At 35.8% G+C, this 25,305-nt stretch carries 25 protein-coding genes; 11 read left to right on the forward strand and 14 right to left on the reverse strand.

Annotated elements, in window-relative coordinates; translation table 11 throughout:
* Nucleotides 1-2: 2 nt before the first annotated feature.
* From flgE to flgB, 4 genes are read right to left on the reverse strand one after another with little or no spacing between them, the layout of a single operon-like run.
* The gene (flgE, locus tag AC5LXI_RS01625) at nucleotides 3-1,214 is read right to left on the reverse strand and encodes a flagellar hook protein FlgE (RefSeq protein WP_493443244.1); all 1,212 of its coding nucleotides are present in this window, start codon (nucleotides 1,212-1,214) and stop codon (nucleotides 3-5) included.
* Between the two features lie 16 nt (nucleotides 1,215-1,230).
* Nucleotides 1,231-1,950 (reverse strand): flagellar hook assembly protein FlgD, encoded by a 720-nt coding sequence (gene flgD / locus AC5LXI_RS01630; protein WP_493443245.1) that lies wholly within the window; start codon nucleotides 1,948-1,950, stop codon nucleotides 1,231-1,233.
* 13 nt (nucleotides 1,951-1,963) lie between these two features.
* The gene (gene flgC, locus AC5LXI_RS01635; RefSeq protein ID WP_493443246.1) at nucleotides 1,964-2,368 is read right to left on the reverse strand and encodes a flagellar basal body rod protein FlgC; all 405 of its coding nucleotides are present in this window, start codon (nucleotides 2,366-2,368) and stop codon (nucleotides 1,964-1,966) included.
* Nucleotides 2,369-2,373: 5 nt separating this feature from the next.
* Nucleotides 2,374-2,784 carry a flagellar basal body rod protein FlgB gene (gene flgB, locus AC5LXI_RS01640; protein ID WP_493443247.1) on the reverse strand — a complete coding sequence of 137 codons (411 nt, stop codon included), beginning with the start codon at nucleotides 2,782-2,784 and terminating at the stop codon, nucleotides 2,374-2,376.
* A gap of 156 nt (nucleotides 2,785-2,940) precedes the next feature.
* Here flgB and flgA point away from each other — a divergent pair, with 156 nt between their 5' ends.
* From flgA to flhA, 5 genes are all read left to right on the forward strand, one after another.
* The gene (gene flgA / locus AC5LXI_RS01645; protein WP_493443248.1) at nucleotides 2,941-3,606 is read left to right on the forward strand and encodes a flagellar basal body P-ring formation chaperone FlgA; all 666 of its coding nucleotides are present in this window, start codon (nucleotides 2,941-2,943) and stop codon (nucleotides 3,604-3,606) included.
* A 79-nt stretch (nucleotides 3,607-3,685) separates the two neighbouring features.
* Complete coding sequence (gene flgM, locus AC5LXI_RS01650) at nucleotides 3,686-3,970, forward strand: flagellar biosynthesis anti-sigma factor FlgM (RefSeq protein WP_493443249.1); 285 nt, start codon at nucleotides 3,686-3,688, stop codon at nucleotides 3,968-3,970.
* A gap of 35 nt (nucleotides 3,971-4,005) precedes the next feature.
* A complete protein-coding gene (locus AC5LXI_RS01655) occupies nucleotides 4,006-4,440 on the forward strand; it encodes a flagella synthesis protein FlgN (RefSeq protein ID WP_493443250.1) in 435 nt (144 codons plus the stop codon).
* Nucleotides 4,441-4,582: 142 nt separating this feature from the next.
* Nucleotides 4,583-5,713, forward strand: a complete 1,131-nt coding sequence (flhB, locus tag AC5LXI_RS01660) for a flagellar biosynthesis protein FlhB (protein WP_493443251.1) — start codon at nucleotides 4,583-4,585, stop codon at nucleotides 5,711-5,713.
* A 15-nt stretch (nucleotides 5,714-5,728) separates the two neighbouring features.
* The gene (flhA, locus tag AC5LXI_RS01665) at nucleotides 5,729-7,816 is read left to right on the forward strand and encodes a flagellar biosynthesis protein FlhA (RefSeq protein WP_493443252.1); all 2,088 of its coding nucleotides are present in this window, start codon (nucleotides 5,729-5,731) and stop codon (nucleotides 7,814-7,816) included.
* A 38-nt stretch (nucleotides 7,817-7,854) separates the two neighbouring features.
* Here flhA and AC5LXI_RS01670 read toward each other — a convergent pair whose 3' ends face one another.
* The 3 genes from AC5LXI_RS01670 to AC5LXI_RS01680 form a co-directional block, all read right to left on the reverse strand.
* On the reverse strand, nucleotides 7,855-9,231 hold the full coding sequence (locus tag AC5LXI_RS01670) for an NCS1 family transporter (RefSeq protein WP_493443253.1): 1,377 nt from the start codon (nucleotides 9,229-9,231) through the stop codon (nucleotides 7,855-7,857).
* Between the two features lie 43 nt (nucleotides 9,232-9,274).
* Entirely contained in the window at nucleotides 9,275-10,642 is a 1,368-nt protein-coding gene (gene allB / locus AC5LXI_RS01675; protein WP_493443254.1) for an allantoinase AllB, read from the reverse strand.
* A gap of 336 nt (nucleotides 10,643-10,978) precedes the next feature.
* Nucleotides 10,979-11,614: an NAD(P)-dependent oxidoreductase gene (locus AC5LXI_RS01680; protein WP_493443255.1), complete on the reverse strand. Its 636-nt coding sequence runs from the start codon at nucleotides 11,612-11,614 to the stop codon at nucleotides 10,979-10,981.
* Nucleotides 11,615-11,748: 134 nt separating this feature from the next.
* Here AC5LXI_RS01680 and AC5LXI_RS01685 point away from each other — a divergent pair, with 134 nt between their 5' ends.
* From AC5LXI_RS01685 to treC, 4 genes are all read left to right on the forward strand, one after another.
* Nucleotides 11,749-12,078 carry a winged helix-turn-helix transcriptional regulator gene (locus AC5LXI_RS01685; RefSeq protein ID WP_493443256.1) on the forward strand — a complete coding sequence of 110 codons (330 nt, stop codon included), beginning with the start codon at nucleotides 11,749-11,751 and terminating at the stop codon, nucleotides 12,076-12,078.
* A 99-nt stretch (nucleotides 12,079-12,177) separates the two neighbouring features.
* Nucleotides 12,178-13,140, forward strand: a complete 963-nt coding sequence (treR, locus tag AC5LXI_RS01690) for a trehalose operon repressor TreR (RefSeq protein ID WP_493443257.1) — start codon at nucleotides 12,178-12,180, stop codon at nucleotides 13,138-13,140.
* A 175-nt stretch (nucleotides 13,141-13,315) separates the two neighbouring features.
* The gene (gene treB, locus AC5LXI_RS01695; RefSeq protein ID WP_493443258.1) at nucleotides 13,316-14,743 is read left to right on the forward strand and encodes a PTS trehalose transporter subunit IIBC; all 1,428 of its coding nucleotides are present in this window, start codon (nucleotides 13,316-13,318) and stop codon (nucleotides 14,741-14,743) included.
* 78 nt (nucleotides 14,744-14,821) lie between these two features.
* Complete coding sequence (gene treC, locus AC5LXI_RS01700; protein WP_493443259.1) at nucleotides 14,822-16,498, forward strand: alpha,alpha-phosphotrehalase; 1,677 nt, start codon at nucleotides 14,822-14,824, stop codon at nucleotides 16,496-16,498.
* A gap of 65 nt (nucleotides 16,499-16,563) precedes the next feature.
* Here treC and AC5LXI_RS01705 read toward each other — a convergent pair whose 3' ends face one another.
* The 7 genes from AC5LXI_RS01705 to AC5LXI_RS01735 form a co-directional block, all read right to left on the reverse strand.
* Complete coding sequence (locus AC5LXI_RS01705; protein WP_493443260.1) at nucleotides 16,564-17,625, reverse strand: nucleotidyltransferase domain-containing protein; 1,062 nt, start codon at nucleotides 17,623-17,625, stop codon at nucleotides 16,564-16,566.
* A 15-nt stretch (nucleotides 17,626-17,640) separates the two neighbouring features.
* Nucleotides 17,641-18,396, reverse strand: coding sequence for a nucleotidyltransferase domain-containing protein (locus AC5LXI_RS01710; RefSeq protein WP_493443261.1), 756 nt, complete (start codon nucleotides 18,394-18,396; stop codon nucleotides 17,641-17,643).
* 111 nt (nucleotides 18,397-18,507) lie between these two features.
* Complete coding sequence (locus AC5LXI_RS01715) at nucleotides 18,508-18,819, reverse strand: hypothetical protein (protein ID WP_493443262.1); 312 nt, start codon at nucleotides 18,817-18,819, stop codon at nucleotides 18,508-18,510.
* Nucleotides 18,820-18,828: 9 nt separating this feature from the next.
* Complete coding sequence (locus AC5LXI_RS01720; RefSeq protein WP_493443263.1) at nucleotides 18,829-18,960, reverse strand: hypothetical protein; 132 nt, start codon at nucleotides 18,958-18,960, stop codon at nucleotides 18,829-18,831.
* A 159-nt stretch (nucleotides 18,961-19,119) separates the two neighbouring features.
* Nucleotides 19,120-19,353, reverse strand: a complete 234-nt coding sequence (locus AC5LXI_RS01725) for a hypothetical protein (RefSeq protein WP_493443264.1) — start codon at nucleotides 19,351-19,353, stop codon at nucleotides 19,120-19,122.
* On the reverse strand, nucleotides 19,354-20,019 hold the full coding sequence (locus tag AC5LXI_RS01730; protein ID WP_493443265.1) for a hypothetical protein: 666 nt from the start codon (nucleotides 20,017-20,019) through the stop codon (nucleotides 19,354-19,356).
* 121 nt (nucleotides 20,020-20,140) lie between these two features.
* Complete coding sequence (locus AC5LXI_RS01735; RefSeq protein WP_493443266.1) at nucleotides 20,141-21,361, reverse strand: RtcB family protein; 1,221 nt, start codon at nucleotides 21,359-21,361, stop codon at nucleotides 20,141-20,143.
* Between the two features lie 263 nt (nucleotides 21,362-21,624).
* Here AC5LXI_RS01735 and rtcR point away from each other — a divergent pair, with 263 nt between their 5' ends.
* Together rtcR and AC5LXI_RS01745 are read left to right on the forward strand one after the other, a co-directional pair.
* On the forward strand, nucleotides 21,625-23,247 hold the full coding sequence (gene rtcR, locus AC5LXI_RS01740) for an RNA repair transcriptional activator RtcR (RefSeq protein WP_493443267.1): 1,623 nt from the start codon (nucleotides 21,625-21,627) through the stop codon (nucleotides 23,245-23,247).
* A gap of 146 nt (nucleotides 23,248-23,393) precedes the next feature.
* Entirely contained in the window at nucleotides 23,394-24,791 is a 1,398-nt protein-coding gene (locus tag AC5LXI_RS01745; protein ID WP_493443268.1) for an RtcB family protein, read from the forward strand.
* Nucleotides 24,792-25,305 lie beyond the last annotated feature (514 nt).

Here is a 25,305-nt window from a genome sequence, read left to right on the forward strand (position 1 = left end):
AATTATCTTAAATTCACTAATGTATTAAGTATTTGATCTTGAGTTTTAATTGTTTGGGAATTAGATTGATAATTACGCTGGGCAACAATCATGTTAACTAATTCTTGACTCATATCGACGTTGGATGATTCAACCGCACCACTCGTTAGTGATCCAAACGTTCCTGTATTGGCTGAACCTAATACCTCTGCACCAGAATTAAGTGTAGAACGCCAGTTATTGTTACCAGCTGATTCCAATCCATTCGCGTTGGCAAAATCAGCCATGACTATTTGACCTAACAACATGGTTTGTTGATTAGAATAAACGCCATGAATGGTGCCATCATCGTTAATAGTATAACCAACCAGATCACCTGGTGCATAACCATCAACGATAGGGGTTTTAATGCTACCGACTTCTTTACCCATATTTTGTTGAGTACTATTTGCTAATGATAATGTGAAGCTATTATTTGCTGAACCATTTAACCCATTAATATTAATTGTCATATTTGGCTCGCTAATTAATTTGCCTGATGAATCAAATTCCATTGCCCCTAATCGTTGTAGCGTAGCGCTAGGATCACTGCTATCAAGATAGTGAACATCCCATTGATTATCGGCTGTTTTAACGTAAAAAAGTTGAACATTACGCTGATTGCCTAAAGAATCATAAGTTGTGATAGTCGTTGAATAGTTGAATGTATCTGCATCGGTTGCATTAACAGGAGTTCTTGATGGTATAGTACTATTTGAATTTAAATTTGTTTGTAAAGATGCTTTACTCGTTGCTGTCGCATTTAGCATTTCTTGCGATATCTTTAATGGGCCTGGTGCGGTACCTTGTTGGATTTCCGGTGGATTGCCTGTTGCAAGATAGCCTGTTAACTGCAAACCATCAACAGATATAATATTACGTTCAGCATCTAATTGAAATTGGCCGTTACGGGTATAATAAACTTGTCCACTACTATCAACTAATCTGAAAAATCCATTGCCTGAAATCGCTACATCTAAACTATTATTGGTTGAGGTTGTTGTGCCATCATTAAAATTTTGCATAACAGCAGCTACTTTAACGCCCATTCCTACTTTTGAACCGGCATAAATATCAGCAAATGAGATGCTAGCACTTTTAAAGCCCACTGTTGCAGAATTGGCAATATTATTACCAATAACATCTAATTGTTTTGAAGCGGCATTCATGCCGGTAATTGCTTGAGAAAATCCCATATAAACTTATTCCCCTTTAAAGAATTTGACGCACTTCGTCAATACTAATTGAACCGAGTATTCCTAAATCAAGTAATACTTTATTATTAACTTTACTATTAATTACTCCGTATACAAGCGAGTAAGATAATGATGTTGATGACACTTTTTGCCCGTCATAAGTGGCATTAACTGAAAACGTGTAGCTGCCATCTGGCGCTAGTGTTCCGTCGTTTAGCTCGCCATCCCAAGTAAAAGAGCTGACTCCAGCAGGAATCGAACCGAGATCAACCTCACGCACAACGTTACCGTTTTCATCTTTTATAGTGATAACGACTGAATCAGCATCACGCACAAGTTCAAAACCAAATGGTGTGGTAACGGTCTCTTTTTCACTTTCTGAACCTTCAACTTCTGATGTGGCGACTAAAATTTTGTTACCAGGAACCATAACACCTTTACCAATCATATTGCTTGCGTTGACTGATAAGCTATCGTCCATTTGACCAGAAACCATGCCTAATGTGGTATTAAGTCGTTCAATACCCGCTAAGGTATTAATTTGAGCAAGTTGAGTGGTTAACTGGCTATTGTCCATTGGATTAGTCGGATCCTGATTTTTCATTTGGGCAATGAGTAATTTCAAGAAGTTATCTTGTAATTCTTGACTAGAGTTACCATCAGATGCCGCTTTTTTTACCATTTGTGGGTTTGTTACATTTGATGGTTCTGATACCGCTACATTTGAAATACCCATGAATTACACCCTTTTATTGACCTAAAGTAAGTGTTTTTAGCATTAAACTTTTCGCGGTATTAATGACCTCGACATTCGCTTGGTAACTACGAGATGCTGAAATGGTATTGACCATCTCTGCTACTACATCAACATTGGGTTTTTGAATGTAACCATTTTCATCGGCTAAAGGATGACTCGGTTCATAAACTAAATTCATTGGCGCGGGGTCTTCAATAACCTGTGATACTTTTACGCCTGCGATGCTATTTGGATAACCATTATCATCAACTTTAAAAACAACTTGTTTGGCTCGATAAGCTTGGCCAGAAGTACTAGTAACACTATCTGCATTAGCTAAATTACTAGCACTAACATTCATTCGTTGTGTTTGAGCCATTAAGGCTGAACCAGAAATAGAAAAAATAGAAAAGCTCATAACGGTTATCCTTGCTGTAATACGGCGATTAGATTTTTAAATTGTTCACCCAAAAATGTTAAACTACTTTGATAGTGGATACTGTTGTCCATAAAAGCGGTTCGTTCTTGATCCATTTCAACAGTATTGCCATCTGCAGACGATTGATAGGGGATACGATAAAGAAGATTATAATTTGTAGATCCCATAGCATTTAATTGAAAATGATTCGGTGATGTGGCATTTAGCTTTATATTATTGAAAGCATGTTGACTATTGATAGCTTTATTTAATTCTACTTTAAAGTCAATATCCCTAGCTTGATAGTTAGGTGTATCACTGTTAGCAATATTTGCTGCAAGTATGTTTTGTCGATTTTCACGAACATTCAATGCTTGTTGGTGAAAATTAACGAAGGTGTCTAATTTGTTAAGCATAAAATTATCCCATCTTTTTTAATGAGGACAATTTTAAGCATATTCAAAAAAAATCATCGTATAAATAACGATAAAAATAGCCCTTATTTCAACATTCAACCTTTTAGTAAGTAAAGTACAATCTAGTCATAATTTCAGTTATTAAATTGTTTAAACATGTCTCAACTTATTAAATTAATATGTCTTTTTTGTGTATTGTGTAGTTCTAAAGTAATTTATGCAAACGCGCTAGAAAAGCAAATTAATGATCTAATCTATCAACAATTAAGCGATATTGCTGTGAATGATGATGTTGAGATTAATTATCGTACTTTAAAATCTAATTTAAACTGTAATTCACCTACCTTAACTGTACTAAATAAAAATAAACTATGGGGTAATTTAACGATTACTGCCAAATGTGAAAATATGACTAAATATCTGCAAGTTTATGTAGCAGTTAAAGGTAATTATGTCGTTGCTAATCAGTCAATTAGTGCTGGAACTGTAATTACAGAACAACTAATAAAAACACAATCAGGCCAATTAGATAAATTACCATCAACTATCATTTTAAATAAATCTGAGGTTATCAATCATATTGCTTTACGTAATATTAACAATGGTGAACCAATAAAAAATTCGATGTTACAGAAAAACTGGTATATTAAAGCAGGCCAAACTGTAAAGGTCATAATTGATGGTGAAGGTTATTCAGTGACATCTAATGGTAAAGCGCTTACCAATGGGGCTTTGGGTGAATCGATTAATATCAAGTTAAATAATGGCAATATTATCGAGGGTGTTGTTAGCGTAGAAGGCATCACAATTTTAAATAAATAAAAGTTAATGTTTTTTGATTTTTGCCGATAATTAGAATAAACTTACATTATAAACCTTGACATTGAATTGAAGGATTCTTATGAGTATCGATGCAACAGAATTGATTACAACAGTATCAGGATTACTTAGTCGTGATGTGATGAATGAGCAAAATAAAAAAATTAAAGCATCTGTGCAGCTCTCAAGTAACTTTAATTCGGACAGTAATGTTAATTTAAGCCAAAATATCGCATTGTTACATTCAACTGAGAATGACATTGATATGGGTAAAATTGAAAAAATAAAACAGGCTATTGCTGATGGAAAATTAGTCATCAATCCTGATAAAATTGCAGATGAAATTATTAAGCAAGTTCTTAGATAATATTGAAGGCTAGTTGATCTTGAGGGAATGTCGTCATGTTAGAATTAGATAGTATTTTTGATAATGTAGCGGTTATGTTGCAAACCCTTTCAGATATTTTAGAATCTGAGCAACGAATATTAATTGAAAATAATTCTATTAGTCATCTAAATGAAATTATAAACCAAAAAAGCCAATTGCTTATTGAATTGAAATTACTTGATGAAAAACGGTTAAAAACAGGTAAACAATACAATATTCAACCACCCTATAATGAAGATCCACAGTTAATGTTGAAATGGCAAGCAATTACAAATACCACTCAGCGATTAGCGCAGCTCAATCGAGAGAACGGTATAATTATTCAAAATCGTATGAATATGACTCAACAATCGATTGACTATTTAAAAAGTATCAATAATCCCGCTGTTTATACTTATAACGGTTACCAACAATCTGAAACAATTTCATCCAAACGCGCTAAAGTCTAATTATTTTGCTGTTGTCTTACAGTAAACGAGATAAATAACTATTAAATTAGGGTCTAATTAAGCCAATGACTTTATTAAGTTGAGTTCATACTGTGTTACTAACGTAAACAGTAATTAGACGATGAATTGGTTTAATTAAGATATGGCTGATGACAGTGATCTAGATAAAAGCGAGCACCCTACCGAAAGTAAATTAAAAAAGGCTAAGGAAAAAGGGGAGATCCCTCGATCTCGCGAATTAACGTCGTTAATCATATTGCTGGTTGGTATCCTATTGTTTTGGTTAATGGGCGCTAATTTTGTTGCTAATTTAAAAACAATTATTCAGCAGGCTATGTCTGTTTCATATAGAACGGATGACGATAAACAGATTATCTTCAATTTTATTAATTTATTAACAGCAGGATTTTGGGCGATCGTGCCTATTTTTCTCGGATTAGTGATTATTGCTATTATTGCGCCACTTGCTATTGGTGGTTTGCTTTTTAGTTTACAATCACTTAAACCAAATTTCCAAAAACTAAATCCTATCAGTGGATTCAAGCGGTTATTTGGCGTTCGGATTCTTTCGGAACTATTCAAAGGTGTTCTTAAAGTTAGCTTGATCTTTTTTACTGCAGCACTTTTTTTAATTCATCAATTCCCAAATATGCTTTCGCTTCCAACCATGCATTTAAATAATGCGTTATTCAATGCTATGCAAATGATTATTTATTCTGGTTTATTAATGGTTTTAGCTTTAATTCCGATGGTTGGATTTGATATTTTTTATCAAATTTGGAGCAATTTGAAAAAATTGAAAATGTCCAAACAAGAAGTTAAAGATGAATTTAAAGAGCAAGAAGGTGATCCTCAAATTAAAGGGCGTATTCGCCAAATGCAACAAGCAATTGCAAGACGTCGAATGATGGCTGATGTACCTAAGGCAAATGTTATTATAACCAATCCAACCCATTATGCAGTTGCCTTACAATATGATGAAAAAACTATGTCTGCCCCTAAATTGTTAGCTAAAGGAACCGATAATATTGCTATTAGAATTAAAGAAATTGCCAAAGAATATCGTATTCCACAGTTAGAGGCGCCTCCTCTAGCTCGTGCATTATATCGCCATGGTGAAATTGGCAAAGCGATACCCACTGAACTTTATACTGCTGTAGCACAAATTTTAGCTTGGGTTTATCAGTTAAAACGTTGGCATAAATATGGCGGTGATAAACCGCAAAAACCAACAAATATATCGATTCCCGAATCTTTATCTATGAATAAATAAAAGTAAAACACTATTATGAAATCAAAATTTACTAATTTGCTATCAATAAATGTATTAAAAAATGGACAATATCGAATTTTAACGGGTCCATTACTTATTTTATTGATTCTTTCAATGATGGTATTACCTTTGCCAGCATTTGTTTTGGATCTGTTTTTTACTTTCAATATTGCATTATCAATTATCATTCTAATTGTTGCACTGTTTACTAAGCGAGTTTTGGATTTTGCCGCATTTCCTACCGTTTTGCTTTTTGCAACATTATTGCGATTGTCACTTAATGTTGCCTCAACTAGAATTGTGTTACTAAAAGGGCATACAGGTAGTGATGCTGCTGGTCGAGTTATTGAGGCTTTTGGGCATTTTTTGGTGGGTGGTAATTTTGCTATTGGTATCGTTGTCTTTGTTATTTTAGTTATTATCAACTTTATGGTAATCACTAAAGGTGCAGGCAGGATAGCTGAAGTTGGTGCTCGCTTCGCGCTAGACGGTATGCCCGGTAAGCAGATGGCAATTGATGCAGATCTTAATGCTGGATTGATTGGTGAAGAGGAAGCCAAAGCACGTCGAGCAGAAGTCACGCAAGAAGCTGATTTTTATGGTTCAATGGATGGCGCGAGTAAATTTGTGCGTGGTGATGCTATCGCAGGTCTACTAATTATGGCCATTACCATTGTTGGTGGTTTAATAGTTGGAGTAATGCAGCATGGTATGACGTTATCAGATGCGAGTAAAACTTATGTGCTATTGACTATCGGTGATGGTTTAGTTGCACAAATTCCTTCACTAATTATCTCAACTGCCGCAGGTGTTATCGTGACTCGTGTTACCTCACAAGAAAACATCAGTGATCAGATGCTTAAACAGTTATTTAATAATCCACAAGTGTTAATATTAACTGCGGTTGTTATTGGTTTACTTGGACTTATTCCTGGTATGCCAAACATGGTGTTTTTGATGTTTACAGCTGTACTGGCAGTAATTTCTTGGTGGTTAACTAAACAAAAGAAAGCAGAAAAATCGGCTACTACCCCTCAAAATAATGTACAAGCCACTAAACCAGCAAACATTGAAGCTTCATGGTCTGATGTTAATATTGAAGATATTTTAGCGATGGAAGTTGGATACGGATTAATTCCTATGGTTGACCAAACCCAAAATGGTGAATTACTTGGACGGATTCGTAGCTTGCGCAAAAAGTTTGCTCAAACGTTAGGTTTTTTACCGCCTCAAGTTCATATTCGCGATAATCTTTCTTTGCTTCCTTATCAATATAAGTTTTTTATAAAAGGGGGCGAAGTAGGTCAAGGAGAGATCTTAAATAATAAATGGTTAGCGATTAATCCTGGCACTGTGACCGAAACAATTGAAGGTGTCGTAACCACAGAACCAGCTTTCGGTCTACCTGCTGTTTGGATAGATAAGAATAATATTGAAAATGCGCAAATATTGGGTTATACCGTTGTTGATACCAGTACCATGATTGCCACCCATTTTAATCATCTGTTACAACAATTTGCTAGTGATTTATTGGGACGATTAGAAACACAAGAATTACTGGATCGAATCAAACAGGATATTCCTAAATTAGTTGAGGATTTTATTCCTGACGTTGTGCCTTTAACCACTTTTCATAAAATTCTACAAAATTTGTTAGCTGAAAAAGTATCTATTCGTGATATGCGCACTATTATTGAAACAATTTGTGAACAAGCGCCTAATCAAAATGATCCATACCATTTACTCAGTATTGTTAGAATAGCCTTGGGTCGAGTGATCACTCAACAGTGGTTCCCAGGAACAGAGCCTATAAAAGTTATAGGATTAAATATCAATTTAGAACGTATATTATTACAAGCTTTGCAAAATACTAGTAATGTTGAGCCGGGGTTGGCGGAACATATACTTGAACAACTTAAACAAGCGCTTAATCAGCAAGACGCGATAGGTGCACCGCCAGTTTTATTAGTTAATCACACATTAAGAGCTATGCTCGCCCAGTTTTTACGACCTAATTTTCCACAATTAGCGGTGTTATCAAATTTAGAAATTACGGATAATCGAGAAATTAAAGTGACATGTCAAATAGGCAGTGAATCATGATAAATTTACTGCCTAATTTTGATTGTGATTTAATTAATCTATTTGTTTTCAAAGATAGTCCCTTTTTTGAAAGGAGAGTCTTTAAATGAGAATTTAGTTAATAAGATATAACTTATTCCACCAACAACAAAGCCGACAATCCATGTTAGGCTTACTTCATAAAATGCAGCCGCCGAGCCAATAAGCATTGCTAAAATCGCAGCTGGGTTAAAGCCAGCAAATTGACCATTATTATCATATAGCGTATTAACATCAATTTTTTGACGACGTAACAGATAATATTCCACCAATAAGATTGCCACAATCGGACCTAAAAAAGCGGAGTAAATTAGAATAAATAAACCTAATCCTTTTGCTGACGTATCTTGAACTAAGACCCAAGGAAAAGAAGCGATAGCTAATAACCCGGTAATGGTCACCGCCACTTTATATTTAGCTTTTGTTAATAACGTAATTACGTAAGCTGGCGGGATGATGTTAGCAACGATATTTACGGCAACAGTACCCAACACAATGAAAGATGATACCACAATGGTGATATATGGATTATTTACTACAATTGCAAAGGCTTTAACTGGATTAGAGTTACCTGTAACTGACGCCAACATTACACCAATAGTAATAATAAAGCCGTAAGCGACAAAAATAGGTAAGAAGTAGAGAAGACCTCTTTTGCGATTGCTAAAACCAGTTTTTAGTTCTCGCGAATAATCTGCGGCACTTAGGAAGATTGCGGCGTAATTACCTAAGAACATCATAATAAATCCGCAAAATGGTAATCCCCAAGTTCCTTCGGCATTTACCCATTTATCGATAATAATCTCTTGGTGATTGTTGAGTAATAGAATAAAGACATAAACTAATGCACAAAGAATCACCACTGAAATTAGGGTTTCGACCCATTTAATGGCATGAAATCCATATAGTGATAAAGCGATTTGGAAAAATTGTAAAATAAGGAAACAGATAAATACATTATCAAAATCACCATTAGATAATATTTTAACAATCTCATTGAGTGCAGTTGCACCGATCCAACTTTGAAAACCATACCAAACAATAGCAGGAATACCGCGGAGCAATGAAGAAATAATAGCACCTTTTATCCCAAATGACATGCGCAGTTGTACCACGTAAGGAATACCTGTGCGATACCCTAAACGATCATTAAAGACAAAAATGGTAGTAATAATCAATATGGCAATAAATGTTGCGGCGAACGTTTGGAAAATATTCATGGTGGCGACACCGGCGACTACTAAGCTTGCACCTAAGGTCATATTACCCAAATTCATACCATCACCAATCCACATAAAAGAATAGGCCAAAGGATTCATAGTTCTATCTTTGCTAGATTTGGGTAATAGCGAACTATCAATCTGCGTAGTTGATGATTGTGCAGTGTTGTTCTTCATGGTTTTCCTTTCCTACTTATTTTTTATCGTTTTAATGTAATGATTAACGTCGAATAAATGTACCTCTTGGTATTGAATCAATACCTGAATCTATCTGATAAATGGTTTCACCTCGTAATAATGTTTGCACAACTTGAGCACCAATTTTTCGTCCTACATAAGGGCTAAATTTATTACGATACTCAAGATCTTGTTCTTTTAATACATAGTTTGAATGAGGTTTAATAAAGATAATGTCAGCGTCTTTACCAACTTGAATTGAACCTTTGGTTGGTAAGTTGTATCTTTCAGCTGGATTTTTAGCGATGATGTCGGCAAATTGTTTTAATGACATACCCCGTTTTTGTACGGCTTCATCAAACATGATATCGACATTATTTTGCACACCAGAAATTCCGCCCCAAGCATCAAAAGCATTGGTTTTATCTTTTAGATCATAAGTACATGGAGAATGGTCAGATACGGCTGTGATAATGTGACCAGCAAAGAGATACTTCCATAATCCTTCTTGAGCTTGTTGATCACGAATGGGTGGAGAGCATTTTGCAATTGGTCCAATGGCATCTAACTGGTCAGTGGTAAAATAGAGGTAATGAATACAGGTTTCACAAGTGACATTAACGCCTTCTTGACGTGCTTTTATTACTTCTTCAACCCCTTCTGGACAAGCTACGTGGCAAATATGAATTGGGCAACCGGTTTGTTTGGCAAAAAAGATAGCTCGTCGAATAGCTTCTACTTCAGTGAATGCTGGACGAGTTGCTACGTATTGTGATAATGTGCTTTCGCCTCGCGCTTTAGCTTGTTGTCCTAAAATATCAGTAATTGCGGCATTTTCTGCATGAATGGCTAACACTTTACCGGTTTTAGCAATTTGGCGCATCCCTTCCCATAAGGCATAATCATTTACATTAGCAAAATCACCATCAAGATTGGGATCCCCACAGGTTGCCATAAAGCATTTAAATGCCGCGACGCCTTCTTCAACTTGTTCGGCAATACCATTATTAATCAGGTTATAAGGTACTAATCCACCATAAGAAGCAACATCGACATAGAGTTTTCCTTCACCGGCTGCATATTTAGTGCGAAGTGTTTCACCACTGGTTGTTGCAGGAAGTTGATTCAGTGGCATTTCAACAAAGGTTGTTACTCCCCCTTTTGCACATGCTTTGGTTCCTGTGACATAGCCTTCCCATTCGTGACGTACACCACCCGGTTCACTAATATGAACATGAATATCAACCATTCCGGGACTAACAATCAAACCGTCAGCATCAATAATTTTATTGGCTTGCACTAAATTAGGGCCAATTGCTGCAATTTTGCCTTTTTTTATTGCAACATCGCTATAGATCTCGCCAGATTCAAGAATAACGAGACCATTTTTAATAATTAGATCGTACGGCATAATAGTTTTCCCAAGTAAAATGATTATAAATTGAACGCATAATAATTTATATTATCAATGTTATTTGTTTTATCAAATTTTCATAATAATCTTTGATTTATGCAATAAACGTGCCAATAAATAAGCAACTAAGTAATAACAGGTATGATTTTATTTTCTTTGATTGATGATGCACTAAAATGATCCATTAAAATCTATTTGGTTAATTTTTTTGCACCATTTTGGCTAATTAGGAAGGAAAATCAAATTAGACATTGAAAAGATTAAATTATGTGCCTTACATCAAAACTAACCATTTGGTTATCGGCCCTTTTAATGTAAGGCTTGATAAAAATATTATTCAGTAGCTACAGTAAAACGTTGTTTAACGTGTTTAGCTTGTTCTGCCTCGTCAATCATCGCAATCGCATAGTCAGCGTAGCTGATTTGACTTTTACCTTGGCTGTTAACTAAGAATTGCTCACCACCGACAATATAATGACCAGTTCTTGCTCCATCAGCAATAAACTCAATGGCTGGGCTTAAATAGGTCCATTGTACGTCGTTACAAGTTCTTAATTGATCTAAAGCTTTCGCCATATTATTCGCTAGTGGTTTAAATTCATCAGGGAAATCAGGTGAATCAACTAAACGAACAGTATGTTCTGGATTGACATATAAGCTGCCTGCACCACCAACAACTAATAAACGATTAGGTTTACCGCTTAAAATATCGGTTAAATGTTTTAGACTAGTTTGATGTAATGGTAGTGATTCAGGTGTCCATGTACCAAATGCATCAATGATCACATCAAATGGTTTTAAATCGTCATAAGTTAATTGAAACAGATCTTTAACTAATACCTTCGCTTTTGCGTCGCTATTTGAACTTGGTTTACGTACGATAGCTGTGACATCATACCCTCGTGATAATGCTTCTTTAACCAATAGTTGTCCTGATTTACCATTTGCACCAATTACTGCAATTTTCATCTTATTCTCCTTATTACTATCTAGATAAATTAATTTTTTTAGCTTAGTATCCTAAGTTTCTATTGTAAAGTAGGTACTAAGTAGTAATATAGTTACTATTTAGATACTATTGTTGAAATTAAAGGAAATTTATTATGCCGGCAATTGAAAATTTACCGCCATGTCCCGTTGAAACTACCCTATTATTAATGGGTGACAAATGGAAAGTGCTAATTGTGCGAGATTTACTGACAGGTACCAAACGTTTTGGTGAACTGAAAAAATCACTCAACGGCATCTCACAAAAAGTTCTCACTTCGCATTTAAGAACGATGGAAAAAAATGGCCTAATCACTCGCAAAGTGTATGCCCAAGTGCCACCTAAAGTGGAATATACCTTAACCGAGGTTGGACAAAGCTTAAAACAAGTGCATGATGCGATGTTAGATTGGGGAAGTATCTACAAATTAAAATATAGCAAATAAAATCTGAATTAGCGATGATCTTATCATTGATATGATTATCGCTATTTTCTTCAATCTATATTACTATGATTTAATTGATATTCATTGTGTAAATTGATTATGAGCAAACCGTCAACGAATTTAACCATTAAAGATATCGCTAAATTGAGTGGTGTTAGTAAATCCACTGTTTCGCGAGTCATTAATCACGATCCAATGGTGAAGGAGTCAACTCGCGATAAAGTGATGGCAATTGTTGAACAATATCAATTTACGCCATCGAAATCGGCTAGAGCAATGCGTGGTTATGGCAATAAAGTGATAGGCATTATTGTCACTCGCCTCGATTCCATCTCTGAAAATCATGCTGTTCGAAGTATGTTACCGATTTTTTATGCTAATGGTTATGATCCGATCATTATTGAGAACCAATTTAGTGCCAAAAAAGTTGAAGAACACTTAACGATGTTAAAAGAAAAACAAGCTGACGGAGTAGTGGTTTTCGCTTTTACTGGATTGGATAGTACGCTATTGTCATTTTGGCAAGATAAATGTGTGGTTATTGCAAGACCTTTTTCTGAGTATTCTTGTATTTGTTATGATGATATAGGGGCAGTAAACAAAGCACTAACCTATTTATATCAAAAAGAAAAGCACCAAAAAATTGGCTATATCGGTATTACTAAACAAGATCAAACCACAGGTGAATTACGTTATCAGGCCTATACTGATTTTTGTCATACCCATAAACTTAAGCCGAATGCGGTACTTGGCAAATTAAGTTACTATTCAGGTTATGAACTTGCCGAATCAGTATTGCTTAACTCACCAACAGCGATCGTTTGTGCCACCGATTCAATTGCTTTAGGCCTAAATAGATATTTATCTGAAAAAAATATTAATAATATTGTTGTTATTAGCATCGGTAGTAGCGATCTGCTTAATTTCTTATTTGCCAAAACGATTACAGTCGATCTTGGTTTTGATAAAGCTGGTACTTATGCCGCCAATGAACTTTTGCAAATGCTGCAAAGTGAAGTAAAACCACAAATAATTACGGTGCCTTCACAAATACTCAATTAACTATTTTTTATCTTTTAGCGCTATATTGCCGCAAAACTGTGAGGTTTATCACAAAAAGGGAACGTTCCCATTTATTTAAATAGTCATTCCATTTATACTTAATCTCTATCAAATTAGGCTCGAAATAATTTAACTAAAAAATATTGGCTAAAATTGAAAATAAGGAGACTTAACAATGGCAAAGGCACCTAAAGTTTCAACAAAATCAATTATACAATTGATTGAACTTATTGGAGGAAAAGAAAACATTGCTAGTGTAACCCATTGTTTGACAAGATTAAGGTTTGCGCTAGCTAATCCAAAATTGGCCAATGTTGATGCCATTGAGGAACTCCCTTTTGTCAAAGGTTGTTTTAATAATGCTGGGCAATTTCAAGTTATCATCGGTACAGATGTTGATAATTATTACAAATTATTGATTGAACAATTAAATATTGATGAAGCGACTAAAGAGCAAACCAAAGCCGCAGCTAAACAAAATATGTCATGGTTTGAACGGTTAATTTCAAACTTAGCTGAAATCTTTGTGCCATTATTACCCGCACTTATTGCGGGTGGTTTACTACTTGGCTTACGTAATGTGATTGGTGAAATGCCAACCATTGACAATCAACCACTGACACACACTTTTAGTTGGCTGATACCAATTAACGATTTCCTATGGTTACCGTGTGAAGCTATCTTTCACTTCTTACCGGTAGCTATTTGCTGGTCTACGGTGAAAAAAATGGGCGGATCACCGGTTTTAGGCATTGTATTAGGCATCACATTAGTTTCACCACAACTGATGAATGCTTATGATTTGGGTAAGGCCATTCCCAAAGTATGGGATTTTGGTTGGTTTACCATTGCTAAAGTTGGCTATCAAGCACAAGTTATACCGTCAATTTTTGCCGGTTTAGCGTTAGGATGGATTGAAACGCGTCTTCGCAAAATTGTACCTGATTATTTAAATCTAGTTATCGTGCCAATCGTTGCCTTAATGGTATCAGTCGTCTTAGCTCACTTTGTTTTAGGGCCAATTGGCCGTATGCTTGGTGATGGTATTGCTTATGTGGTTAAGTATTTAATGACCGGTGATTATGCCTTTATTGGCTCTGCTATTTTTGGCTTCTTCTATGCTCCTTTGGTTATTACAGGTATTCACCACACCACATTAGCTATCGATATGCAGATGACCGAAAGCATGGGTGGCACACCTATTTGGCCAATTATTGCTTTATCCAATATCGCCCAAGCATCAGCGGTGGTTGGTATCATCTTAATAAGTAAAAAACATAATGAACGAGAAGTATCTATTCCTGCGGCAATATCTGGTTATCTCGGTGTGACAGAGCCAGCGATGTATGGTATCAATTTACGCTATAAATTCCCGATGTTTTGCGCCATGATTGGTGCCGCTTGTGCTGGATTAATCTGTGGTTTATATGGGGTATTATCTAATGGTATCGGCGTCGGTGGATTACCCGGTATCCTATCGATAAAACCAGTCTTCTGGTCAATTTATGCCTTAGCAATGTTGGTAGCGATTGTAGTACCAATAGTATTAACCGTCATTGTTTACAAAATAAAACAGAAAAAAGGCACGTTAAATATCCGATAACGGTTATAAATAGGGGATTCACCACGGTTTTGACCGCTGGTGAATTTGAATCTACTGATTAAAAATAAAGAGCGAGCAATGAATAAAATAGCTATTCCATGGTGGCAAAACGGTACTATTTATCAAATCTATCCTAAAAGTTTTCAAGCCAGTCAAGATCAGGCAACCGGTGATTTGTTAGGTATTATCCGTCGCTTAGATTATCTAAAAAAACTCGGCATTAGTGCAATTTGGTTAACGCCGATCTACCCATCACCGCAAATAGATAACGGCTACGATGTTGCCGATTATTACGATATCGATCCGGCTTATGGCTCAATGGCGGATTTTGAATTATTAGTCAAACAGGCGCATGAACGTGGAATCCGCATTATGATGGATATGGTGTTTAACCATACCTCAACCGAGCATCCATGGTTTAAATCAGCCTTAGATAAATCTAGCCCTTATCGCTCATTTTATATCTGGAAAGATGCTAAAGCCGACGGCAGTGAACCCAATAACTGGCGATCCAAATTCGGCGGTAAAGCGTGGCAATGGCATGAACAGTCAGGGCAGTATTACTTACACTTATTTGCCAAAGAGCAGGCGGACCTTAATTGGGAAAATCCGCAAGTTCGCTTTGAAATTAAAAAAGTGTGTCAGTTTTGGTCAGACAAAGGCGTGGATGCCTTAAGGCTAGATGTGATTAATTTAGTCTCCAAACAACAAGATTTTGCCGATGATAAAAACGGGGATGGTCGCTGCTTTTACACTGACGGGCCTAAAATCCACGAGTTTTTACAAGAAATGAGCCGAGATGCCTTTCAACCCAATGATCTAAAAACGGTGGGGGAAATGTCTTCGACCTCGTTAGCTAACTGCTTAAAATATGCCTCGTTAGACGGAAAAGAGCTAACTATGACATTTAATTTCCACCATTTAAAAGTCGATTATCCAAATGGCTATAAATGGGCATTAGCCAAACCTGATCGACTCCAGTTAAAAAATATTATCGGCGAGTGGCAAACCGGGATGCATAATAAAGCTTGGAATGCTATTTTCTGGTGTAATCACGACCAACCGCGAATTGTGTCGCGCTTAGGCAATGAAAGCCAATATCACACAGAATCCGCCAAAATGCTTGCCATGTTGCTATATGGATTACAGGGTACGCCATACCTTTATCAAGGCGAAGAGATCGGCATGACCAATCCACATTTTGATAATATTAATCAGTATCGTGATGTTGAAAGCCTAAATATCTACCACGAAAAAATAGCCGAAGGTATGGATAAAGCGGAAATCTTAGCCATATTAGCGAGCAAATCGCGCGACAATAGCCGAACACCTATGCAATGGGATGATAGCTTAAATGCCGGTTTCACTAAAGGTAAACCATGGATCGAAGTGGCAGGTAATTATCAACAAATCAATGTCAAAGCAGCACTTGAAGACCCTAATTCTATCTTTTACTGCTATCAAACGTTAATTAAATTACGCCAAGAATACCCAATATTTATTTTAGGTGATTATCAGGATTTAACCGCCAATGTTGCTGATTATTGGTGCTACCTACGCCGTTGGAACAATCAACAATTATTAGTCATCATTAATCTAACTGAACAACCCGTTAACTGGCAGTTACCAAAAACCTTACAAGGTACTAATTGGCAAAGATTATTGAGTAATTATCAGCAAGCAACAGCGTTCGACGCTGAAATCCAATTAAGACCATACGAAGCATTATATTTATTGGCTGGTGATGATGAATAATAAGCTTTAGTAAAATTGAATGTAAAAAAGCGCCGTTATTAAAATGAGCGCTTTTTTAATAATCATTATGATTGATATAAGTGATTACGCATAGTTAGTAGAACCGCTAATGCTTTTTGGCGATTAGCTTGGTCAGGTAATCGCGATGATAATGATGCGGTTTCGATTTTTGCTAATAGTGATTCAGCAAGTTGCATAATCTCATCATAACTTAATTTACCCTGCTTAATGGCTAACAGTTCGTCGCGATTAGGTCGTTTATTGGTAATGGTTCCTTTTGTCATGATTTCGTAGGCAACTTGCAATAACCGAATAGTATGCATCATGTTTTTAGCATCAAAGTCATTGCCATTTTCAATATTATTTTTATAACGTTGTTGATTACGATTGGCGACCCATTGCCAATACGCTTTATAGTCACGGCAATGCGATGAGAAGCCATCACGATTAAAACTCAAATAAGCCATTACAGGGGTATCGATTTTCACCGAAGATAAACAGAGTTCCGTTGAATCTTCATGCTGAATAATGCCATGATAACCACAACTACCTGACTCATCATAGAAAAGGGCATATAAATCCTTACCATGAGGTATATTAACTAAACCACAACACTGTTGCTGTAAACCATTTTTTGTTAACCAGTTGGTCATTGGATAAGTATGTTGCCCTTGAATAATATAACAAAAATCCAGTACTGTTTTTCGTTTAACTTCTACTGGATTATTGATTTTTTTATTCAACCCTTTAGCTTTTTTTATTTGCGATATTGCATAGTGAGCAAATGTTTGTTCGGTTTGTTTAGATAAAAAAAGATCGAGGGTCAACTGCTGCATAATCGGATGTTGATATAAAATACATTCCGAGCTGGAAGCTAACACTTCTAATATATTAGGGTTATTTTTAAGCAGTAATTCAACAAACCGGCCTAATTCATAATAGACAATATCATTCGAGGCATTACTAATTTGCGGAATGTATTCAAGTCCATAAAATTTTTCTTTTGGTAGGTAAAATACCCCTTTGATATCAGTATCGGATGTTTCAGTGGCTAATCCAAAAGCACGGCTACCACTGATAACTTCAAATAAGATTAAATTTTGCCTTTTTAAATCATCAATTGTCATTTGATATTCTTTTCCCTATTGCAAATCCATCAATGTTTTTATGAAAAATTGATCTAATTTAGCCGGTTTAAAATGCCGCTCTGTTATTGGTGTAACCTGTTGCAAGATATCATTCATCGATTGTTCAATAAATAGTAATATTTCAGGATCGATAGCGATAAGTTGTGATTCAGCCATGGTTGCTTTTTGATCAATAATCTTATTGATTTTGTTACGTAAATTTTCGGGCAATAGCGTCAATAATGGTGCTATTGCCATCGGCGCGATTTGCTGTTTTTCCAAACACCATTTAGCACATAATAGTGGTCTTAACACATAAAATAACTTTTTGACACCAATTTGTTGCCCTTCACTACTTTGCCAAGCACTTTTCGCTATACCTAAATAGTGAAAAATATTACCGCGGGGATTAAAAAATTCTGCGCATAATTGCCATAATGGCTCAGCAATTGCAGCATTTTGCTGATAAATAATTGGTGACTGCAACCACTCAAATGGCGTAGTATTGGATTTGCGAATTAACTGTAATGTTTTTTTCAAATCCCACCCATGTAAATCCAACTCATCGTCGATTGGGAAAGTCAGATGAGAAGCAGGATTATCAATTGATAAATATTTATCAAGTGGATGAATATAAATAAAACGAACATCATAATCACTATTTGGTGAGGGAAATCCCCATGCTCGGCTACCAGATTCACAGGCAAAAATGATGTTAATGTTATATTGTTGTTCTAATTCAATAAGTTTTTCTTGTATACGGTTTTGCATTTTCAATAACATCCTTATTAATTTTTATAATAACCATCAATTGAACAAAATTTTTAATCATTCATTTCAGCTATTAATGCGGCTAAATCTTCTTTAATCTCGTCATCAGGTTCAATGATTACCAGTTCTTGTATTGCCGTTTTGATCTTGGCTGACCATAATGGACTGTTCCCAAGCTTTTATAGCATTTAATGCCATAGTTCGATGTCGTATTAGCGGGCTTTTTAAAGCGACTAATAATAAATCTTCACCAACCTCAGGAAAACAAACAAGTTCTTGTAATATCAGTAATAATATATAATGTGCAGCATCTTCGCCGAATCCATCATCCAATGTAGGTCCGGTTGCGAGTTTAGCAAAATCATATTGTTGATTAGCTAATTGAATAACTTGTTGGATTCTTGATATTGAATCACTTTTCATCAAATCATTCTACTGATCACCATTATATTTTTTCTGATATTTGAATCGTGCTGGCCATGCATCAAAACCATATTGAGAATAAAGTTCTGCTGCTAGCGAAAATTGCTTCTCATTGTCAGCCGTTAGGTTTTCTTCAATCAACTCTAGCCATTTATCTTGTTGAATAAATTAATTAGCTTTTTCGATTATTTTATTTTTTATTTGTTCTTGCCAGTTAGGCGTATTTTCATCTAGCTCTTTAGCAACAAAATTATGTATTAATTTGACCGTTCGTAATATATTCAGATCGACTAAGTTTGGTTATTTAAGTAGATGAGTTAAATAATAGGCACAAACTTGAGCACCAACATCATAACAATATATATCCTCAGCAGACCCACCGTTAATTAATGCTGCTAGAATTTCACCGATTGAGCTAATTAATTCATTATCAATACTCTCTTGCTCTAATACCTTATCTAATTCACCAGCTACTGCGCAGGTATAAGCAAGATATTCATGCATAATACTATTTTGATAACCGGCTCTTAACAATCAATCTTTGCTTGCTGGTGATAATGGATAGTTGGTTAACCGCTCGATGATTTGAATACGTCCCCAACCATCAACTTTTTCGGCTAGTTTTATTAAGGTATTTTCAATATCACTTTCAGATGATAATGTATTTTCTAATGCAATAGCAGAATATAAGCTAAACTCATTATGCATACCGAATAACGTAAATAGTTTGGTTTGTTCGGTGGTAAAAGATCCCAATATAGCAATACTAAATTTAATGATTTCACGATCAGGGCTATTAATGGCTAACCAATAGACAAACTCATATAATTTATCAACATCAATGTTCGGTATTGCTGCAGCTAAATCATCAATAAAGCTTAATGTCCGTTCAGTGGTGACTAAATTATACAGTTGCTCGATATCTGACTGATTAGGTTGTATTGTTATTTGTTGAAGCAACATTAGCATATTTTCTGCACAATTTTGTTCTGTCGATGCGCCGTGATGATTGATAACACCATCCATTGCTCCTGCTGCCCATTTTAATTCGTTATTATCTAAAGATTCATCAGGAAGCGTTTGCGTTATCTCTGGTAATTTATCAGCATTTTGATAAGGGAGTAAAAACTGATAAATACTGATTCTATCCCATACTATTGGGAATGGTTGCTCAGTTGTTGTGTTTAAATTCGTTGTCATTGTTTATCTTTAAAATATCTTATCGTGAATGATTAATTGTTTATATAAAAATGCTATAAGTAATCATTAGTTATTACATTATTACCATTATGATCATCGAGGAAGTTATCCTCGATATCATTTATCCTTTCACACACACCACTTGTCGTAGTTGATGAACAATCTCAACTAATTCATTTTGTGCCGTCATTACTGCATCAATATCTTTATATGCCATTGGAATTTCATCAATCACATTGGCATCTTTACGACATTCAACATGTGCAGTTGCTTTAATTTGATCTGCGATGGTAAATTTCTTTTTCGCTTCAGTGCGACTCATAACCCGTCCCGCACCATGAGAACAAGAGCAAAAGCTTTCTTCATTCCCTAGTCCGCGAACAATGTAGCTTTTCGCACCCATTGATCCTGGAATAATCCCTAATTCCCCTTTACGGGCTGAAACCGCTCCTTTACGAGTAACAAAGATCTCTTCACCAAAATGATGCTCTTTTTGCACATAATTATGGTGACAGTTAATTGCCGACATATGGGTTGTAAATGGTTTAGTAATGATTTTACGCATAGCTAAAATTACATTGGTCATCATTGCTTCACGGTTAAGTCGAGCAAACTCTTGTGCCCAATGAACGGCATCGACATAATCCTGAAAATGTTCAGTACCTTCTTTTAAGTAAGCTAAATCTCTATCTGGTAGATTTTTTATATGGACTTCCATATCTTTCCTCGCCATCTCAATAAAAAAGCGACCAATGGCATTACCGACACCACGTGATCCACTATGCAACATGATCCAAACTCGGTCGGCTTCATCTAAACAGATTTCGATAAAATGGTTACCTGTACCAAGTGTTCCTAGATGTCGATAGTTATTGGTATTTTCCAAATGAGGATACTTGTCAATTAGCTTCTGAAAACCTGGTAATAATTGTTGCCAATATTGGTCGATCAAAGCCGGTGGATTATGCCAACTACCATTATCTCGTTTATGATTTTTTGGCGCGATACCATGAGGAACTGCCTTTTCTATTTCGGTTCTTAACGGTAATAAATTATCTGGTAAATCTGTTGCCATTAATGATGTTTGTACGGCTATCATCCCACAACCAATATCCACACCGACGGCAGCAGGAATAATGGCGCCCATTGTTGGTATTACACTACCAATAGTCGAACCTTTACCAACATGAACATCTGGCATTACAGCAATATGTTTAAAAATAAAAGGAAGTTGTGCAGTTTTGCTTAATTGCTCTTTAGCTCCTAGCTCCACAGGTACTCCTTCTGTCCACATCTTAATAGGTTTGGCATTTTCGGTTTGTAATAAATGATATTGAGTCATTTTTAATTCCTTTTCTCTTTTTCATCTCATTTAACAAGTTATCACTTGCTAATAAATTTAGTTTTATAAAAATATTTTTTGCATCAATATATTAATTACTGCGAAAAGTGTGCCAATTAATAAAAAAAACTAAAATTATTTTTTAATTATATGTTTTTAAATGAAATAAAATAATTTCTTCAAGATTAATTAAAATTCGCATAGTATTTTTAAATAGTATTTTTTATAATTTTAAATATTAATTTATAAAAATAGATAAATTTATGAAAAAGAATGTGGTGTTTGGTTTTCTCGGAAATGTCCTTGATCAACGAGGCAAAGGTAAACGACGTTGGAGGCATTGGCGACCAACTATTGCTTTATGTCATCATGCCGATAAACCGATTACTCGTTTAGAGTTACTTTATTATCAAAATGATTATCATCTGCTTTGTGAAATTATTAAAGATATTAAACTGTTATCACCACAGACTGAAGTTCGACCAATAGTCATAGACATAGCCGATCCGTGGGATTTTGAGCAAGTCTACACCTGCTTATTTGATATTGCCGGAAAATATACCTTCGAACCTGATAAAGAAGAATATTATGTTCATATTACTACTGGGACACATGTTGCGCAGATTTGCTGGTTTTTATTGACTGAATCACGCTACTTTCCGGCCAAATTGCTCCAAATGTCACCACCACAACCAAAAGATATTAGCGCTAGCAATAATGAGTTAAATGATGATGACATATTGGCAATGACTCCTCGTGGCACAATGAATCAGATCGATTTGAATCTACATCGATATGATAAGATTTTGACTCGTTTCCAACACTATGCATCTCAGGCCACCGATCTTTTAAAGTCGGGTATTGCCACCCGTAATCAGCAATTTAATCAGATCATAGCCGAAATAGAACAAGTGGCGAGTCGTTCCCATGCGCCTATTTTATTATGTGGACCAACGGGGGCCGGTAAATCATTTTTGGCAAAACAGATTTATTTACTCAAACAAACCAATCATCAGTTCAAAGGACAATTTGTTGAAATCAATTGCGCCACTCTACGCGGTGATAGTGCAATGTCAACCTTGTTTGGCCATGTTAAAGGCGCCTTTACCGGCGCCAATCTTGCGCGCACTGGATTACTTAAAAATGCCGATGGTGGCTTACTGTTTTTAGATGAAATTGGCGAACTGGGACTTGATGAGCAAGCAATGTTATTAAAGGCCATTGAAGAAAAACAATTTTATCCTTATGGTAGTGACAAACCGATTCAAAGCAATTTTCAATTAATTGCCGGTACTAATAAAGATCTTAAACAGGCTATAGCACAAGGCGAGTTTCGTGAAGATCTGTTTGCTCGAATCAATTTATGGAGTTATCAACTGCCGGGCTTAGTGGATAGAAAAGAGGATATCGAACCCAATATAGATTTTGAGCTAGCCCGTTATGCCAAAGAATACGGCATTATGCCACGCTTTAATCAACAATCCCGTAATGCTTATCTGAAATTTGCCACCTCACCACAAGCCTTATGGCAAGGTAACTTTCGAGAATTAAATAGCTCAATTATTCGCATGGCAACCTTAGCACCGCAAGCTAACATTACCATTGAACAGGTCGAACAGGAAATTAAACGGCTAAATCAAAATTGGACTTCTACCCAAAATAGTTATGATGACTTAATACCTGTAGAAATTGATGAATTTGACCGTTATCAACTGGAAAAAGTGCTCGAAATCTGCCAAAAAAGTAATAGCTTATCCGAAGCAGGGCGACAATTATTTGCCATATCCCGAACCAAAAAACAACGCAGCAACGATGCCGATCGCTTAAAAAAATATTTAGCTAAATTTGGGTTGAGTTGGGAAATCATACACAGCAAGAACGGATGATCTAATAAAAAATGATTTATCCGTTTACATCTTAATAAACTTTGGTCTAGAATACGCCCACTTTCCTGAATAGTGCTGCTGCAGGAAACAGTAATTATCCTCTCAAATTGAGAGGACGGTATTTTATTGTTTTCTAGGTGGCTATTATGTCTACATTTACCCGTTTGCAAAAACGTTTATCCCGAAGTGGGATTGAAACTCATTTTAATAATGATATTTACACATTTAATAAACAAGATATTACAGCGCAAGTATTATTACCCAATCCATTACCTTTAGAAGAAAAAGCAGTTGAGCAGTTACTTGATTTTGCATCGGTAACAATGCCCAATAGTGATGGCAAAGTTTGCGCGGCAAGGGCTACACCGGACTTTCATCCTGGTGCGATTGCACCCGTTGGGAGTATTGTTGCCACTACCCCTAATTTAATTATTCCCGCAGCGGTTGGCACGGATATTAATTGTGGTATGCGCCTGTTTACGACAGGTTTAAGTCTTAATGAGGTGGATGAACAAAAATCAAGACTCATTGCACAATTGAAACAGGTGTTATTGCATGATGAGCGCGATGTACCGGTTACACCCACATCTTTTCAGGCGCTCTTTGATGAAGGTCTTACCGCTTGGTTGAGTGCTTTACCGCAACAAGGGTTATGGAATAGTGTCAATTTTGATCGACTAACGCATGAGATTAGTAAAATTTCTGGCAATGATTTACTTTCAGCGGATAGCCAGTATGCTCCCGAAGCCTTTTTTGAAAAACGAGCGATTATTCGTCCGTCAAGTTTAGGCACAGTAGGTTCCGGTAACCATTTTGTTGAATTACAAATTGTTGATGAAATTATTGATCGCCATACCGCTTATCAATTAGGTTTAAAGAAAGATGCTATTGTGGTTATGATCCATACTGGATCACGTGATGTCGGTTTTTATATTGGCAAGCGTTGGCAAGATAAAGCCAAAGCATTATGGCCTGCTGATCAAAAATATCCTAAATCAGGTTTATTTGCTTTGACTGACAATCATGCTCAAGAGTATTTGCAAGCGATGGGCGTTGCTGCGCGTTATGCTTGGATAAATCGCATTGTGATCACAGAGCTGGTGCGTAAAACCTTTAACACACTCTTTAAGCAGGATGCGAGTCAATTATTGGTCGATATATCACACAATGTTATTTTTCCTGAAAATGGCATGAATATTCATCGTAAAGGCGCAACGCCGGCACACTTAGGTGAAATCGCGTTAATACCCGGTTCTATGGGTGATTATTCTTATGTTGCAATAGGAAAAGGTCATCCTGATTGGTTATGGTCTTGTTCGCATGGTGCTGGACGAGCAGAAAAAAGGCAAACGATGCGCAGTAAGAAATTGGCTTCTGATAACGCTTTATTGCCATGGCAATGCGTTACTTTGAAACAAGAGCGACTATTTGAGGAAGCGCCTGCTGCATATAAACCTATTACGCCGGTCATTCAAGCGCAAGAAAATGCCGGTTTGATCCAAACCGCAGTCAAACTTAAACCTTGGATAACGTTTAAAGTATGATGTAAAAAAGATGTCAGTTTCTCCAAAAATTGGCATCGCTATAGAGAGTAAATAAAGATAATGGCTGATGTCATTATCTTTATTATGTTAGTTCTATTATTGCTGATTTGATCTCTTATTTTCATCAATCATCAATAATCCGCAGCTAAGCCATCACCACGAGGATCGGTTGCACGCATTAATCTGTGATTATCACCAGTAATTAAAATTGCTCAACATAACCTTATTGTGTTTTATCGCATCTATTTTCTTATTAAAAAATTAAGACGGTATAGACTCCTCAATATTTTTTACAAAAATTTGGGGGAAGGTAAAGGACTGGTAGAGGGATATTATGCTTAAATGTTTGATTGAAAACTATCTTAGTTTAGATTGTACTAGAGAAATTCTTAAGATATTTAATCAAAATATCGAAAAAACGAATTAGATAAAATTATTAAAAAATAAAAGAAAAGTAATTTTTAAATTTGTGAGATAGATCTTAACATAGTTAACTTACTATTGTTATGTATAT

The sequence above is a fragment of the Gilliamella sp. LMG 34361 genome, from assembly GCF_984569075.1.